This window comes from Pseudomonas sp. BIOMIG1BAC, from assembly GCF_001705995.2.
Taxonomy (GTDB): Bacteria; Pseudomonadota; Gammaproteobacteria; order Pseudomonadales; family Pseudomonadaceae; genus Aquipseudomonas; species Aquipseudomonas sessilinigenes.
Window position 1 is genome coordinate 1,336,121 of record NZ_CP049045.1, and the last position, 15,331, is coordinate 1,351,451.

Consider the following 15,331-nt stretch of genomic DNA (forward strand, 5'->3'; position numbering starts at 1 on the left):
GACCGGTAGCCGCGGGTGCGGGCTGCGATCGACGATGAAACCGGTGCTGTTTCCAGTACCCTTCGCCGACTGATCGCTGCCTTCGCCGGCGGCTTTTTCTTGCCGACAATACAAGGACTTTTTCCATGTCGCGTCCTCGTCCCATGCCCCGGTTGCTGGGGGCACTGACTCTCGCCCTGGTTGCCCTGGCCGGTTGCAGTTCGCTCTCCCATGAGCCGCAGCCAGTGGCGGTGAACATCGTCGCCATCAACGACCTGCACGGTTACCTGCAAGCCAACCCCTTCAGCTTCAAGGACCCGAGCGCCCCAGGCGGCGTGCGCAAGCTCCAGGCCGGTGGTGTGGCCACCCTGGGCGGCATGCTCGGCCAGTTGCGCCAGCAAGACCCCCAGTTGCTGTTTATCGGCGCCGGCGACCTGGTCGGTGGCAGCCCACCCTTGTCGGCCATGTGGGCCGACGAGCCGACCCTGGATGCCCTGCGCCAGATGGGCATGAAGCTCAGCGCCATTGGCAACCATGAACTGGACAACGGCAAGGCCGAGTTCCTGCGCCAGCTCAACGGTGGCTGCCAGTCGTCGCGGCCGGACAAGGCCTGCCAGTTCCGCCCGGACTATCCAGGCGCTGGCTTTCCCTACCTGGCGGCCAACCTGATGGACAGCGATACCGGCAAGCCGCTGCTGCCGGCCTACCGCATCGAACAAGTGCATGGGGTCAAGGTGGCTTTCGTCGGCGCGGTATTGCGTGACGTGGCTTCGGTGGTCAGCGCCAAGGGCATGCGTGGCCTGCAGGTGGCGGATGAGGCCGACTCCATCAACAAGCTCATTCCCGAGCTCAAGGCCCAGGGGGCCAATGCCATCGTCGCCGTGGTGCACCAGGGCGGCTCGACCCCTGAACCGTTCGACAAGCCGGATTGTTCGCAACTTGGCGGCGACATCGTCGATGTGGCCAAGCGCCTCGATCCGGCGGTGGACGTCCTGATCAGCGCCCACTCGCACCAGGGCTACCTGTGCAAGGTCGGACCGTTGCTGGTGACCCAGGGCAACTCCTACGGCCACCTGCTGACTCACCTGACCCTGCAGGTGACTCCAGGCCAGCATCGCGTGACAGGCATCCAGGCGCTCAACCTTGTGGCCGATCCGGCGCGTTATCCACAGGACCCGGCTCTGGCCCGCCTGCAGCAGGACGTCGAGGCGCGGAGTAACCAGGTCTTGCTCAAGCCCGTGGGGGCGATTGCGGCTTCGCCGATTTCTCGTCGCACCGATGCCGCAGGAGAGATGCCCCTGGGCGATCTGATCGCCGACGCCCATCTGGCCGGCGGCCAGGCCAACGGCGCGCGGATCGCCTTCATGAACAATGGTGGCATCCGCAGCGACCTGGCCCTGGAGCCGGGGCAAAGCAAGATCAACTATGGACAGTTGGCGACCTTGCAGCCGTTCAACAACAACCTGATCGCCTTCGACCTTACCGGCCGGCAGATCGAGCAACTGCTCAACCAGCAGTGGAAGGGCACCGAGGACGCGAATATCCTGCAAGTGTCCCGGGGCTTCAGCTATCGCTGGGATGCCAAGCGCCCGGTGGACAGTCGCGTGGTGCCTGGCAGCATCCGCCTCGACGGCCAGCCGCTGCGCGCCGATGCCAGTTACCGGCTGGTGATGAACGGCTTTTTGGCCGATGGCGGTGACCGTTTCAGCCTGTTCAAGAGCGGCATCAACCGCAGCGACCTGGGAATCAGCGACCTGGACGCCATGTTGCGCTACGTCGGTGACATGGATCGCCAGGGCAAGCCGGTAGGGTCCGCCACCAGCGCCGGACGTATCCAGCGCAGCAACTGAGGCATCCGGGCGGCCACCGATTGGTGTTGGCCGCTCGGGCGTTGAAGGTCCTGCGGACCTTGTCGCAGCTTCGCGGGCTCAGCAGCGGCTACAGGTGCGTGCGTTCGCTCGCTTCGTGTAGCCGCTGCCGCAGGCTGCGCCCGGGCGCGCAGCGGCCGTAGATCCGGTTTGCCAGGTCCGCTCGTCGACTCACGCCAACGCGTCGGAAAATATTTTCAAAAAATTGCTGAGGTCTTTGTCCTCGACATCCGTGTACTGCTTGAAAGTGCGACTAATTCGCATTCATAGCGCTCCTACACACGAGTCTCAAGCATGAAGTCCAGGGCAAGTTCGGCGGTAAACGCTTCGGTAAAACGGTGGTTCGGTGCATCCGCGCTGATGGTGTCGGGGTTGGCGCTGTTGCCCCTGGGCGTGGCCCTGGCAGCCGAATCCGGCAGTGCCCAGCACAACACGCTGTTCAATTTCGCCATCGCGGCCAAGCCACTGCCCCAGGCCCTGAGTGATTTCACCCGGGTCACCGGTATCAGCGTGGTCTACACCACCGATACGCCCTATGGCGTCCAGGCGCCGGCGCTGCAAGGCCAGTTCGGGGCCGAACAGGCCTTGCAGCGCCTGCTGGGCGGTTCCGGGTTTACTTACCGGCGCAGCGATGCCCACACCCTGGTCCTCGAACCGCTGCCCCAAGGCGCCGGCTTGAACCTGGGTGCTACCAGCGTCACCGCCCAGGGCCCGGACGACAGCACCAGCTACCAGCCACCGGCCACCACCTCGGTGGCGCGCAGCCAGGCGCTGACCCAGGAGATCCCGCAGATCATCAACGTGGTCCCGGCCCAGGTCCTGAAGGACCAGACCCCGCGCAACCTGGACGACGCGCTGAAGAACGTCAGCGGCATCACCCAGACCAACACCCTGGGCGGCACCCAGGATGCGGTGCTGCTGCGGGGTTTTGGCGACAACCGCAACGGCTCGATCATGCGCGACAGCATGCCGGTGGTGCAGGGCCGCGCCCTGAACGCCACGGCCGAGCGGGTCGAAGTGCTCAAGGGGCCGTCATCGCTGCTCTACGGCATCCAGGACCCGGGCGGGGTGATCAACGTGGTCAGCAAGAAGCCCGAACTGCAGCCATCCACAGCGCTGACCGTTCGCGGCTCGACCTACGGCTCGGGCAAGAACGGCAGCGGCGGCAGCCTCGACACCACCGGGCCGATCGGCGATTCCGGGTTGGCCTATCGCTTGATCGTCGATCATGAGGACGAAGACTACTGGCGCAACTTCGGCACCCATCGCGAATCCCTGGTGGCGCCGTCCCTGGCCTGGTATGGCGAGCGCACCAAGGTCCTGCTGGCCTACGAGCATCGCGAGTTCCTGACCCCGTTCGACCGTGGCACGGCCATCGATCCCAAGACCAATCATCCACTGGACATCCCGGCCACCCGGCGCCTGGACGAGCCGTTCAACAACATGGAGGGCCGCTCGGACCTGTACCGCTTCGAGGTCGACCACGAACTTGGCGACGACTGGAAAGCCCACTTTGGCTACAGCTGGAACCGCGAGACCTACGACGCCAGCCAGGTGCGCCTGACCGCGGTGAATGCCAACGGCACCCTGACCCGGACCATGGACGGCACCCAGGGCGCCCTGACCACCGACCGCTATGCCACCGCCAGCCTCGAAGGCAAGGTGCAGCTGGCCGGCATGCAGCACGACCTGGTGTTCGGCCTAGACGACGAGTACCGCAAGATCTATCGCGCCGACCTGATCCGCGGCAAGAACACCAGTTTCAACTACCGCAACCCGGTGTATGGCCAGCAGGTGGCGGGCACTAACGTCAGCGCCCCGGACAGCGACCAGACCGACCTGCTGCGCAGCGATTCGCTGTTCTTCCAGGACGCCATCCACCTCACCGACCAGTGGATCCTGGTGGGTGGCGGACGCTTCCAGGAGTACGACCAGTACGCCGGCAAGGGCCGGCCGTTCCATGCCAACACCAACAGCAACGGGCAGAAGTTCGTGCCCCGTGCCGGCCTGGTGTATCGCTACACCGACCAGCTGTCGTTCTATGGCAGCTACACCGAATCGTTCAAGCCCAACTCCAGCATCGCCCAGCTGGCCGGTGGCACCGCGGTGCTGGATGGCTCCATCGAGCCTGAAGAAGCCAAGTCCTGGGAGCTGGGGGCCAAGCTTGATATTCCCGGGCGCATCACCGCCAGCGCGGCGCTGTTCGACATCACCAAGCGCAACGTGCTGGTATCCACCGCCACGGCCACCGAGACGGTCACCAGCGTGGCCGGCGAGGTGCACTCCAAGGGCCTGGAGCTGGACCTGACCGGCCAGCTCACTGACCAGTGGAGCCTGATCGGCAGCTATGCCTACACCGATGCCGAAGTGACCAAGGACACCCAGTACAAGGGCAAGCAGTTGCAGAACGTGGCCAAGAACAGCGGCTCGCTGTCGGCGGTCTACGACTTCGGCAGCCTGCTGGGCGGCGATCGCCTGCGGGTCGGTGCCGGTGCCCGTTATGTCGGCGAGCGCGCCGGCGATGCGCCCAACAGCTTCGACCTGCCGGGCTACACCGTGGCCGACGCCTTCGCCACCTACGACACCAAGCTCGAAGGGCAGAAGGTCAAGTTCCAGCTCAACGTGAAGAACCTGTTCGACAAGACTTACTACACCTCCTCGGTGAGCAAGTACTTCGTCTCCCTGGGCGATTCACGCCAAGTGTCGCTGTCCAGCACCCTGGAGTTCTGATGAAGATCCGTCACCTGTGGTTCCTGGCCCTGGGCTTCTGCCACCTGGCCCTGGCGGCGCAGCCCGAGGGTGCGGCGGACGATGCCCGCTGGTATCACCGTGAACACCAGGCGCTGTTGCCGGGCGCCGGTTCGAGCTGGGGCTTCATCGCCCTGGACCCGGTCCGGCCGTACCTGTTCCTGGCCCGGCGTGACAACGGCCTGAGTGTGTTCGATGTGGACAAGCAGCGCCCGCTGCGGACCCTGGAGCAGTCGGCGGGGGCCAATGGCGTGGTGTTCGTGCCCGAACTGGACCGGGTGCTGGTGCTCAATACCGATGGCAGCCTGGGCGTGGTGCAGTTATCCACACTCAAGCCGCTCAAGCGTATCGCCGTGACCCAGAGCAACCTCAACAGCGCGGTGTACGAGCCGAAAACCGGCCAGGTGATCATCGTCAGCGGGCGCCGGGCCGATCGCTCGACGCTGTTCGTCTTCGATCCGCAGCAGGAGCGGATCGTCGCCGCCCATGACCTGGCGGTGAAGAAGATCGACCCGCTGCTGCTCAAGGGCGATGGCAGCTTCTTCTTGCCGATGCGCGACGAAGGTGTGCTGGCGCGGTTGTCGTCCAGCAGCTTTGAGGTCCTGGATCGCTGGCAGTATCCCGATTGCCAGCGGCCCAGTGCCCTGGCCCAGGATGAGCAGCGTGCGCGGTTGTTCCTCGCCTGCCGCGGCGAACAACCGCGGTTGCTGGTGCTCGATCGCGACAACGGCGCGCTCAAGGCCAGCCTGCCGATCACCCGGGACGTCAACGCCCTGGCCTACGACCCGCAGTCCCGGCGCGTGCTGGTGGCCAGCGGGGTGGATGCCAACCTCAGCCTGATCACCCAGCTCGATGCCGACCACTATCAGGCGCTGGGCAGCGTCAGCACCCAACCCATGGCCTATAACATGGCGTTCGACCCGCGTAGCCGGAAGGTCTACCTGGCAGCGATGGACTTCACTCAACCGGCGCCGACCCCGGATGAGCCGAAGCCGGACCCGTTGTTCCATGCCAATACCTTCAGTGTCCTGACCCTGGCGCCCTGAGGCCGGGGTCAGCCGGCGAAAGCCTGGCGGTATTCCCCCGGGGTGCCGCCCAGGGCCTGGCGGAAGCGGTTGGTGAAGTGGCTGGCGCTGGCGAAGCCGCAGGCCAGGGCGATGTCCCCCAGGGGCCGGGTGCTGCTGCGCAACAGCAGGCGCGCCCGCTCCAGGCGCCGGGCCAGCACATATTGGTGCGGCGGCAGGCCGAAGCTTTCGCGGAACATCCGCGCGAAGTGGTACTCGGAGAGGGCGCACAGGCCGGCCAGTTGCCCCAGGCTCAGGGGCGTGTCGAGCTGGCTGTCGATGTAGTCCGCCAGCAGGCGCCTTTGGTGGGCGGCCAGGCCGCCCTTGAGGCGCAAGCCCTGACGCAGGCCAGCCTGGTTGAGCAAGGCGTGGCCGAGCATCTCGTGGGCCAGGCTGCTGGTCAGCAGGCGTTCGCCGGGCTCGTCCCAGTTCAAGCGGATCAGTTGCTGGAAGTGCCGGGTCTGCTGCGGGTCGTCGAGGAACACGCTCTCGCGCAGTTGCATCTCCCGGGGTTCGCGGTCCAGCAGGGTGACGCAGCCCAGGGCGAACTGTTGTGGGCTGAAGTACACGTGGGCCAGGCGAATGTCGCCATTGATCACCCAGGCCGACTGGTGCTCGGCGGGCAGGATGCACAGCTTGCCCGGGCCGCCCATGGTCCCGGGCCGGTCGCGGCGGAAGGTACCGGTGCCGCCGGCGATGTAGCAGGACAGGGTATGGTGGCTCGGCGCGGCATATTCCTGGGCGTCGTGATGGTTGCTCCACATGGCCGCCCACAAGCCGTCCCCCAGTTCGGCGCTGTGCTCCAGGCGCGCGTTGGGCGAGCGGTTCAGGGCTTGGAAGACTTGCAGGCTATCCAGTGCGGACATGATGGTCGAATCGCGAGGTTCGTGTGCCGATGTTGCGCATCCTACTCCGTCGCGTCCGAGCTGCCAGCCGGTTGCCGATAAAAACCGCAAGTTTGTGCAAGCGCAGGCTGCTTGTCGGGCGCGAGACTGTGTTCCTTATACGAGGAGCCGTGCCATGAACCTGTCGTTGTACTTGTTGACCGTGCTGATCTGGGGCACCACCTGGATCGCCCTGAAGCTGCAGTTGGGCGTGGTGGCGATTCCGGTGTCCATCGTCTATCGCTTCGCCCTGGCGGCGCTGGTGCTGTTCGTCCTGCTCCTGGTCAGCGGCAAGCTGCAGGCGATGAACCGCCGCGCCCACCTGATCTGCCTGGCCCAGGGCCTGTGCCTGTTCTGCCTCAACTTCATGTGCTTCCTGCATGCCAGCCAGTGGGTGCCCACTGGCCTGGTGGCCGTGGTGTTCTCCACCGCGACCTTGTGGAACGCCCTCAATGCGCGGTTGTTCTTCGGCCAGAAGATCGCCCGCAATGTGCTGCTCGGTGGCGGCCTGGGCCTGCTGGGGCTGGGGCTGCTGTTCTGGCCGGAGCTGGTGGGCCATAGCGCCAGCCCGCAAACCCTGCTCGGCCTGGGGCTGGGCCTGTTGGGCACCCTGTGTTTCTCGGCCGGCAACATGCTCTCCAGCCTGCAGCAGAAGGCCGGGCTCAAGCCCATGACCACCAACGCCTGGGGCATGGCCTACGGGGCGACGATGCTGGCGCTGTACTGCCTGGCCCAGGGCATTGCCTTCGATGTGGAATGGAGCACGCGCTACATCGGCTCGCTGCTGTACCTGGTGATTCCCGGCTCGGTGATCGGCTTCACCGCCTACCTGACCCTGGTGGGGCGTATGGGACCGGAGCGGGCGGCCTATTGCACCGTGCTGTTTCCGGTGGTGGCGCTGAACGTCTCGGCGGTGGTGGAAGGCTACCAGTGGACCGCCCCGGCCCTGGCCGGCCTGGTGCTGGTGATGTTGGGCAACGTGCTGGTGTTTCGCAAACCCAGGGCCTTGGCGGCAATTCCCGGGAAGTTGGCCTGATTCTCCACGCCGGCCTGTCGCTGCCGGCGGAGGGCGATCACGTCGGTGGGAGCGTTACTGGCAAGGATCGGACCCATAGTCCTGATGGCCCCGGCCCGGGTAGCATTTCACCTGGGTCGTCTTGTCGGTCACGGTCCAGCGCTCGTTCTCGATGGACAGGTTGAATATTGTCTTTTGCGCGAACACCGAGTCATCCAGCAACCCTGACTCCTCGATCTCGACCACCGCCTCGGTCGGGGACTCGCCGGTGACTTTCTGATTCACCATCACGTTGCTGGGTTCTTGCTGGAAGTGGCTGCCCATGGACTCCAGGGCCACTATCAGCGGCGACTTGGCCGTGGCGCTGGTCGCCTGTGCTGGTGATTGCTGATCGCAGGCCGCGAGGAAGAACGCCGGGGCCAGGAGTAGATATTTCAACTTCATGCAGGATCTCTCTGAGACAGTGGCCAGCCTGCGGGCATTGCCTTGGCAGGGCAGGTTGGCCAAGCGGGCTTGGCCATCTGACTGGTGGCGCAGGTTTTCGTTCATCGTCCGCCGGCTGTGCCTGGCTATGCGGTTGTGGGCGCGAAGTGGGCCGGGGGTATCGTTTGCCGGCTGTTACTGGGCCTTCCACACCTGCGGGTTGACCAGGTCTTGCGGGCGCTGGCCCAACAGGGCACTGCGCAGGTTGCTCATGGCGCGCTCGGCCATGGCGTCGCGGGTTTCGCCGGTGGCCGAGCCGACGTGCGGCAGGGTCAGGGCGTTCTTGAGCTGGAACAGCGGCGATTGCGCCAGCGGTTCCTTCTCGTACACGTCCAGGCCGGCACCGCGGATCTGGCCGTTCTGCAGGGCTTGGACCAACGCCGGCTCGTCCACCACCGGGCCACGGGAAATGTTCACCAGGATCGCGCTGGGCTTCATCAACGCCAGTTCGCGCTGGCCGATCAGGTGCCGGGTCTGCTCGCTCAGCGGCACCACCAGGCAGACGAAGTCGGCCTCGGCCAGCAACTGCTCGAGGCTGCGGTACTGCGCGCCGAGCTCCTGTTCCAGGGCGGCCTTGCGGCTGTTGCCGCTATAGAGGATCGGCATGCCGAAGCCCAGGCGCCCACGGCGGGCGATGGCCGCGCCGATATTGCCCATGCCGACGATCCCCAGGGTCTTACCGTGCACATCGCAGCCGAACAGCGCCGGGCCGACGCTGGCCTGCCACTGCCCGGCCTTGGTCCAGGCGTCCAGCTCGGCGACCCGGCGGGCGCTGCCCATGAGCAGGGCGAAGGCCAGGTCGGCGGTGCTTTCGGTGAGCACATCAGGGGTGTTGGTGAGCATCAGCCCACGTTCGTTGAAGTAGTCCAGGTCGTAGTTGTCGTAGCCCACCGAGATGCTCGACACCACTTCCAGTTGCGTGGCGTGCTCGAGCTGCGCGCGGCCCAACTTGCGGCCGACACCGATCAGGCCGTGGGCCCGGGGCAGGGCTTCGTTGAACTGGGCGGCGATATCCCCCTGCTTGGGGTTGGGCACGATGACCTCGAAGTCCTGTTGCAGGCGTTCGGTCATCTGGGCAGTGATGCGGCTGAAGGCAAGTACAGTCTTTTTCATTGCAGGCAGGCTCGTCAGGCAGGCGGAAATGCCAAGCAAGCTAACATCAAACAGCCCGATCCATGGGCTTTTTCTGGCGCTGACAACGGCCCCGGGGCGGGCTGTTCACTTGCCGTGGCGGGTACCGGCCAGGGTGCCGCTCAGTTCATAGGAGGCCAGCTCGGTCTGGTTGGCCGCGAGGATCTCCGGCAGCGAACCTCGCAGGTACTCGACCCAGGTCTTGATCTTGGCATCCAGGTACTGGCGCGACGGGTAGATGGCGTACAGGTTCAGTTCCTGGGAGCGGTACTTGGGCATCACCCGCACCAGGGTGCCGTTGCGCAGGCCCTCGATGGCGGCGTACACCGGCAGCACCCCGACCCCCATGCCGCTGATGATCGCGGTCTTCATGGCATCGGCGGAGTTCACCAGGAACGGCGAGCTGTTGATGGTGACCATCTCCTGGCCTTCGGGTCCGTCGAACAGCCATTTCTCCAGGGGAATCACCGGGCTCACCAGGCGCAGGCAGGCATGGTTCAACAGGTCGCTGGGCTTTTGCGCGCAACCATTGGCCTTCACGTAGGCCGGCGAGGCGCAGACGATGCTGTAGGTGATCCCCAGGCGCTGGGACACGAACCCCGAGTCGGGCAGTTCGCTGGCCAGGACGATGGACACGTCGTAGCCCTCGTCCAGCAGGTCCGGCACGCGGTTGGCCATGGTCAGGTCGAAGGTCACGTCCGGGTGCGACTTGCGATAGCGGGCGATGGCGTCGATCACGAAGTGCTGGCCGATGCCGGTCATGGTGTGCACTTTCAACTGCCCGGCGGGGCGGGCATGGGCGTCGCTGGCCTCGGCCTCGGCTTCCTCGACGTAGGCCAGGATCTGCTCGCAGCGCAGCAGGTAGCGCTTGCCGGCCTCGGTCAGGGCGATACGCCGGGTGGTGCGGTTGAGCAAGCGGGTTTGCAGGTGCGCCTCGAGATTGGAGACGGCGCGCGAGACGTTGGCCGTGGTGGTGTCCAGTTGCACGGCAGCGGCAGTGAAGCTGCCGGCTTCGGCGACACAACTGAAGGCACGCATGTTTTGCAAGGTGTCCATGGGGTGCTCTCAAAGGAGATTGCAAATTGTGACACGAAGTTTCTGTTTTTACAGGCGTCTGGGGATACGACCAAGGGATTATCGCGTTTACGGTAACAAAGATTCACAGGAATCCCAGCTTATCGCCGAACCGGCCGCCCCCTAGAATTGCGCCGATCCGCAGGAGCCTTGCCGACGAAGCGCCGTCCGACCCGATATCCGGGCCTGGACCGTTGGCCAGCCGGCACCTGCGAGAGATTTGCCATCCCCCTCGATCTCAGGAATTCGCAGCAGTGCCGCGTCGCATCAGCAGAGGGTTCAAGACCCTCAGTGTTTGGGCTTTATCGTTAGCAATCAGCGGCTGCATCGGAACCGGAGGCATTGCCCCACAAGGCAAGACACTTCCCGCTAATACATTGGCCACCGACGAGGCGATCCAGAGCGCCGCGCGGGATGCCCGCTGGCCCAGTGCCCAGTGGTGGCAGGCCTATGGCGACCCGCAGCTCAACCGTTGGATCGACCTGGCCATACAAGGCAGCCCGAGCATGGCCATGGCCGCTGCCCGGGTGCGCCAGGCCAAGGCCATGGCCGGCATCGCCGAGTCGGCCGAGTCGCTGCAGGTCAAGGGCGATGCCACCCTCAAGCGCCACAACTGGCCCACCGACCCGTTCTACGGCCCCGGGGCGCTGTCCAACAGCACCACCTGGGACAACAACGCCGCCCTGGGCTTCAGCTATGCGCTGGACCTGTGGGGCCGGGAAAGCAACGCCACCGAGCGCGCCGTGGACCTGGCCCACATGAGCGTGGCCGAGGCCCGCCTGGCCCAGCTGGAGCTGGTGAATAACGTGGTGCGCAGCTATATCCAGCTGTCCCTGCACTTCGCCCAGCGCGATATCGCCCTGGCCACCCTCAAGCAGCAGCAACAGATCCTCGAGCTGGCGCAGCGGCGCCTGGACGCTGGCATCGGCACGCATTTCGAGGTCAGCCAGGCCGAAGCACCGCTGCCGGAAACCCATCGCCAGATCGACGCCCTGGATGAAGAAATCGCCCTGGCCCGCAACCAGCTGGCGGCCCTGGCCGGCAAGGGGCCGGGGGAGGGCGCGCAGTTGCAACGGCCGAGCCTGGTCCTGGGCGCGGCGCTGAAACTGCCGTCGGCCCTGCCCGCCGAGCTCCTGGGCCAGCGCCCGGACGTGGTGGCCAGCCGTTGGCAGGTGGCGGCCCAGGCCCGGGGCATCGATGTGGCCCATGCCGGTTTCTATCCCAACGTCGACCTGGTGGGCAGCATCGGCTTCATGGCCACCGGCGGCGGGGCCCTGGAGTTCCTCACCGGCAAGAAGCTCAACTACAACGTCGGCCCGGCCATCAGCCTGCCGATCTTCGATGGTGGGCGCCTGCGTTCGCAACTGGGTGAAGCCTCGGCTGGCTACGACCTGGCCGTGGCCAAGTACAACCAGACCCTGGTGGATGCGCTCAAGGGCATTTCCGACCAGTTGATTCGTCGTGAGTCCATGGACAAGCAGCAGTCGTTCGCCGCCGAGTCGGTAGCCGCCGCGCAGAAGACCTACGACCTGGCCACCGTGGCGTTCCAGCGCGGCCTGACCGACTACCTCAATGTGCTCAATGCCCAGACCCTGCTGTTGCATCAGCAACACGTGCAGCAGCAAGTCCAGGCCGCGCGCCTGACCGCCCAGGCCGACCTGGTGACCGCCCTGGGCGGTGGCCTGCAAGCCGGTCGCGACGTGCCCTTTGACAAACAGATCCAAGCGCCCAAGACCCCGGCGGCCCTGGCCGTCTTTGATCACTGAAGCAGGTTTCGATGACTTCCTTGCCCGCACCCTTGCGCTGGCTGTATTCCCTTGAGTGGCGCCGGGGTTTCTTCGACTGGGCACGCAGCGATGGCGTGACCTGGGTCTATATCTTCAAGGTCCTGGCGGCAGCGTTCCTCACCCTGTGGCTGGCCATGCGCCTGGAGTTGCCGCAGCCGCGCACGGCGATGATCACCGTGTTCATCGTCATGCAGCCGCAGAGCGGCCAGGTGTTCGCCAAGAGCTTCTATCGCTTCCTCGGCACCCTGGCCGGCTCGGCGGTGATGGTGGCGCTGATCGCCCTGTTCGCCCAGAACACCGAGCTGTTCCTGGGTTCGCTGGCGATCTGGGTCGGTATCTGCTCGGCCGGAGCTGCGCGCTATCGCAACTTCCGCGCCTATGGCTTCGTCCTCGCCGGCTACACCGCGGCCATGGTCGGCCTGCCGGCCCTGGCCCACCCGGAAGGCGCCTTCATGGCGGCGGTCTGGCGGGTGCTGGAGATCTCCCTGGGGATTCTCTGCTCGACCCTGGTCAGCGCCGCGATCCTGCCACAGACCGCCAGTGCCGCCATGCGCAACGCCCTGTACCAGCGCTTCGGGGTGTTCGCGATGTTCGTCACCGATGGGTTGCGTGGGCGCAGTCAGCGCGACATTTTTGAAAGCAGCAACGTGCGCTTCATCGCCGAGGCGGTGGGCCTGGAAGGGCTGCGCAGCGTCACCGTGTTCGAAGACCCGCACATGCGTCGGCGCAACGGTCGCCTGAGCCGCTTGAACAGCGAGTTCATGGGCATCACCACGCGCTTCAACGCCCTGCACCAGTTGCTCGAGCGACTGCGCAGCAGCGGTACCGATCACGTCGTGGCGGCGATCAAGCCCGGGCTCTACGACCTGGCTGAGCTGCTGGACGGGTTCTCCGGCCGGGCCCTGACCAGCCCCGATGCGGCCCGCCTGGCCACGGCGCTGGCGGCCTATAAAGGCGAGCTGCCGGCACGGGTGCGCAGCCTGCGCGCGGCGTTCCAGGAAACCGCCCCCAGCGATGCCGAGCAGCTGGATTTCCACACCGCCTACGAACTGCTGTACCGCTTCGTCGACGAACTGCACAGCTATGCACAGACCCACGCCTCCCTGGCCGAGCACAGCCATGAGCGCGAGCGCTGGGACGAGCCCTACACGCCACAGACCAACTGGCTGGCCTCGGCCGCCTCGGGGATTCGCGCCGCCTTCGTCCTGGTGGTGCTGGGCAGCTACTGGGTGGCCACCGCCTGGCCCAGTGGCGCCACCATGACCCTGATCGCAGCCGCCACCATTGGCCTGTCGGCCGCCACCCCCAACCCCAAGCGTATGGCATTCCAGATGGCCTGCGGCACCTTCATCGGCGCCCTGGTGGGGTTCGTCGAGATGTTCTTCGTGTTCCCCTGGCTCGACGGCTTCCCGCTGCTGTGCCTGACCTTGGCGCCGGTGATCGTGCTGGGCTCGTTCCTGGCCTCGCGGCCCAAGTACGCCGGGGTCGGCCTGGGCCTGCTGATCTTCTTCAGCACCGGCTCGGTGCCGGACAACCTGACGATCTACAACCCCTACACCTTCATCAACGACTACATCGCCATGGTCATGGGCATGCTGGTCTGCGCCGCGGCCGGGGCGATCATCCTGCCGCCCAACAGCCGCTGGCTGTGGCGCCGCCTGGAGCAGGACCTGCGCGGCCAGGTGGTGTACGCCATCAGCGGCAAGCTCAAGGGCCTGGCGTCGAGCTTCGAGAGCCGCACCCGTGACCTGCTGCACCAGGCCTATGGTCTGGCGGTGGGCCAGCCCAAGGTGCAGAGCGAGCTGCTGCGCTGGATGTTCGTGGTGCTGGAGGTTGGCCACGCCATCATCGAGCTGCGCAAGGAGCAGGCGATCCTCCCGGTGCACCCGGCCTATGCCGAATCCCAGCCCTGGCGCCAGGCGATCCGGGTCATGGGCCGCTCCCTGGTGCGGCTGTTCCTGCAACCCAGCCAGAGCAACCTGGAGCGCGGGCTGATCGCCGTGGACCATGCCATCAGCCGGGTCCAGGCCACCGATGAACCCTTCGCCCCGCACTTCGACACCTCGGCCCTGCGCCGGGTGAAGAGCTACCTGCATTTCATCCGTACTTCGTTGCTCGACCCGCAATCGCCGCTGGCGGCCTATGCCGTGGCCACGCCGGCGGTGCCTGCACCCCAAGGACCTGCACATGCCTCGTGAAATCGCCTTCCACGGCGTTTACATGCCGACCATGACCCTGATGTTCTTCATCGCCGCGGCCCTGGCCTGGGCCCTGGACCGGTTCATCTCCGGTTATGACCTGTATCGCTTCTTCTGGCACCCGGCGCTGCTGCGCCTGAGCCTGTTCTGCTGTCTGTTCGGCGCCATGGCGCTCACTGTCTACCGTTGAGACCCCCGCAATGAAAAAGTTCTTCAGCCTGCTCGCCACCCTGCTCGTGCTGGCCCTGGCCCTGTGGATCGGCCGTACCCTGTGGGAGCACTACATGTACACCCCCTGGACTCGCGATGGACGAGTGCGCGCCGACGTCATCAACGTCGCCGCCGACGTCACCGGCGAGGTGGTGGACGTACCGGTCAAGGACAACCAGCTGGTGCACAAGGGCGACTTGCTGATGCAGATCGACCCCGAGCACTACCAGATCGCGGTCAAGCAGGCGCAATCGCTGGTGGCCTCGAAAAAGGCCACCTGGGAGATGCGCAAGGTCAACGCTCGGCGCCGCGCCGACCTGGACAGCCTGGTGATCTCCAAGGAAAACCGCGACGACGCCGGCAACATCGCCGACTCGGCCCTGGCCGACTACCAGCACGCCCAGGCCCAGCTGGAAGCCGCCGAGCTCAACCTGGCGCGCACCCAGGTACGGGCGGCGGTGGACGGCTACGTCACCAACCTCAACGTGCACCGTGGCGACTACGCGCGCATCGGCGAGGCGAAGATGGCGGTGGTGGACATGAATTCGTTCTGGGTCTACGGCTTCTTCGAGGAAACCAAGCTGCCCCACGTACGCGTGGGCGATAAGGCCGACATGCAGTTGATGAGCGGCCAGGTGCTCAAGGGCCATGTGGAAAGCATTTCCCGCGGGATCTACGACCGTGACAACCCCGAGAGCCGCGAGCTGATCGCCGACGTCAACCCGACCTTCAACTGGGTGCGCCTGGCCCAGCGGGTGCCGGTACGCATCCATATCGACGAGGTGCCCGAGGGCGTGCTGCTGGCGGCGGGCATCACCTGCACCGTGGTGGTCAACCAGGAGCCCCAATAGCCCCTGGCTGCTGCATGCAGGCGCTGCAGGCCAGCGAAA

General features: G+C 65.8%; 12 protein-coding genes. 8 read left to right on the forward strand and 4 right to left on the reverse strand.

Annotated features, from left to right (window positions below):
• Positions 1 to 125: 125 nt before the first annotated feature.
• The 3 genes from ATY02_RS06115 to ATY02_RS06125 all read left to right on the forward strand — a co-directional run bounded on the left by ATY02_RS06115 (position 126) and on the right by ATY02_RS06125 (position 5,641).
• Complete coding sequence (locus tag ATY02_RS06115) at positions 126 to 1,829, forward strand: bifunctional metallophosphatase/5'-nucleotidase (RefSeq protein ID WP_068584024.1); 1,704 nt, start codon at positions 126 to 128, stop codon at positions 1,827 to 1,829.
• 312 nt (positions 1,830 to 2,141) lie between these two features.
• A complete protein-coding gene (locus tag ATY02_RS06120) occupies positions 2,142 to 4,577 on the forward strand; it encodes a TonB-dependent siderophore receptor (protein ID WP_068584021.1) in 2,436 nt (811 codons plus the stop codon).
• A complete protein-coding gene (locus ATY02_RS06125; protein WP_068584019.1) occupies positions 4,577 to 5,641 on the forward strand; it encodes a YncE family protein in 1,065 nt (354 codons plus the stop codon). The genes ATY02_RS06120 and ATY02_RS06125 overlap by 1 nt, the downstream gene beginning before the upstream one ends.
• Before the next feature lie 8 nt (positions 5,642 to 5,649).
• Here ATY02_RS06125 and ATY02_RS06130 read toward each other — a convergent pair whose 3' ends face one another.
• A complete protein-coding gene (locus ATY02_RS06130) occupies positions 5,650 to 6,525 on the reverse strand; it encodes a helix-turn-helix domain-containing protein (RefSeq protein WP_068584016.1) in 876 nt (291 codons plus the stop codon).
• Positions 6,526 to 6,679: 154 nt separating this feature from the next.
• Between ATY02_RS06130 and ATY02_RS06135 the strand changes: the two genes are divergently transcribed.
• Positions 6,680 to 7,579 carry a DMT family transporter gene (locus ATY02_RS06135; RefSeq protein WP_068584013.1) on the forward strand — a complete coding sequence of 300 codons (900 nt, stop codon included), beginning with the start codon at positions 6,680 to 6,682 and terminating at the stop codon, positions 7,577 to 7,579.
• Between the two features lie 54 nt (positions 7,580 to 7,633).
• Here ATY02_RS06135 and ATY02_RS06140 read toward each other — a convergent pair whose 3' ends face one another.
• The 3 genes from ATY02_RS06140 to ATY02_RS06150 form a co-directional block, all read right to left on the reverse strand.
• Positions 7,634 to 8,002 (reverse strand): hypothetical protein, encoded by a 369-nt coding sequence (locus ATY02_RS06140; RefSeq protein ID WP_124345789.1) that lies wholly within the window; start codon positions 8,000 to 8,002, stop codon positions 7,634 to 7,636.
• Positions 8,003 to 8,176: 174 nt separating this feature from the next.
• Positions 8,177 to 9,154, reverse strand: coding sequence for a 2-hydroxyacid dehydrogenase (locus tag ATY02_RS06145; protein WP_068605608.1), 978 nt, complete (start codon positions 9,152 to 9,154; stop codon positions 8,177 to 8,179).
• Between the two features lie 105 nt (positions 9,155 to 9,259).
• Positions 9,260 to 10,228, reverse strand: a complete 969-nt coding sequence (locus ATY02_RS06150; RefSeq protein ID WP_068583251.1) for a LysR family transcriptional regulator — start codon at positions 10,226 to 10,228, stop codon at positions 9,260 to 9,262.
• A 272-nt stretch (positions 10,229 to 10,500) separates the two neighbouring features.
• Between ATY02_RS06150 and ATY02_RS06155 the strand changes: the two genes are divergently transcribed.
• The 4 genes from ATY02_RS06155 to ATY02_RS06170 are packed head-to-tail and all read left to right on the forward strand — an operon-like array spanning position 10,501 to position 15,292.
• On the forward strand, positions 10,501 to 12,012 hold the full coding sequence (locus ATY02_RS06155) for an efflux transporter outer membrane subunit (protein WP_068583248.1): 1,512 nt from the start codon (positions 10,501 to 10,503) through the stop codon (positions 12,010 to 12,012).
• Between the two features lie 11 nt (positions 12,013 to 12,023).
• On the forward strand, positions 12,024 to 14,231 hold the full coding sequence (locus ATY02_RS06160) for an FUSC family protein (protein WP_068583245.1): 2,208 nt from the start codon (positions 12,024 to 12,026) through the stop codon (positions 14,229 to 14,231).
• Positions 14,221 to 14,421, forward strand: a complete 201-nt coding sequence (locus tag ATY02_RS06165) for a DUF1656 domain-containing protein (protein WP_007930063.1) — start codon at positions 14,221 to 14,223, stop codon at positions 14,419 to 14,421. Before ATY02_RS06160 ends, ATY02_RS06165 begins: the two co-directional genes overlap by 11 nt.
• A gap of 10 nt (positions 14,422 to 14,431) precedes the next feature.
• Positions 14,432 to 15,292, forward strand: a complete 861-nt coding sequence (locus tag ATY02_RS06170; RefSeq protein ID WP_068583242.1) for an HlyD family secretion protein — start codon at positions 14,432 to 14,434, stop codon at positions 15,290 to 15,292.
• Positions 15,293 to 15,331: the final 39 nt, after the last annotated feature.

Coding starts and splice junctions, on each gene's coding strand:
- ATY02_RS06135 (WP_068584013.1), top strand. CDS start 6,680: ATGAACCTGTCGTTGTACTTGTTGACCGTGCTGATCTGGGGCACCACC.
- ATY02_RS06115 (WP_068584024.1), top strand. CDS start 126: ATGTCGCGTCCTCGTCCCATGCCCCGGTTGCTGGGGGCACTGACTCTC.
- ATY02_RS06140 (WP_124345789.1), bottom strand. CDS start 8,002: ATGAAGTTGAAATATCTACTCCTGGCCCCGGCGTTCTTCCTCGCGGCC.
- ATY02_RS06170 (WP_068583242.1), top strand. CDS start 14,432: ATGAAAAAGTTCTTCAGCCTGCTCGCCACCCTGCTCGTGCTGGCCCTG.
- ATY02_RS06125 (WP_068584019.1), top strand. CDS start 4,577: ATGAAGATCCGTCACCTGTGGTTCCTGGCCCTGGGCTTCTGCCACCTG.
- ATY02_RS06120 (WP_068584021.1), top strand. CDS start 2,142: ATGAAGTCCAGGGCAAGTTCGGCGGTAAACGCTTCGGTAAAACGGTGG.
- ATY02_RS06145 (WP_068605608.1), bottom strand. CDS start 9,154: ATGAAAAAGACTGTACTTGCCTTCAGCCGCATCACTGCCCAGATGACC.
- ATY02_RS06150 (WP_068583251.1), bottom strand. CDS start 10,228: ATGGACACCTTGCAAAACATGCGTGCCTTCAGTTGTGTCGCCGAAGCC.
- ATY02_RS06160 (WP_068583245.1), top strand. CDS start 12,024: ATGACTTCCTTGCCCGCACCCTTGCGCTGGCTGTATTCCCTTGAGTGG.
- ATY02_RS06165 (WP_007930063.1), top strand. CDS start 14,221: ATGCCTCGTGAAATCGCCTTCCACGGCGTTTACATGCCGACCATGACC.
- ATY02_RS06130 (WP_068584016.1), bottom strand. CDS start 6,525: ATGTCCGCACTGGATAGCCTGCAAGTCTTCCAAGCCCTGAACCGCTCG.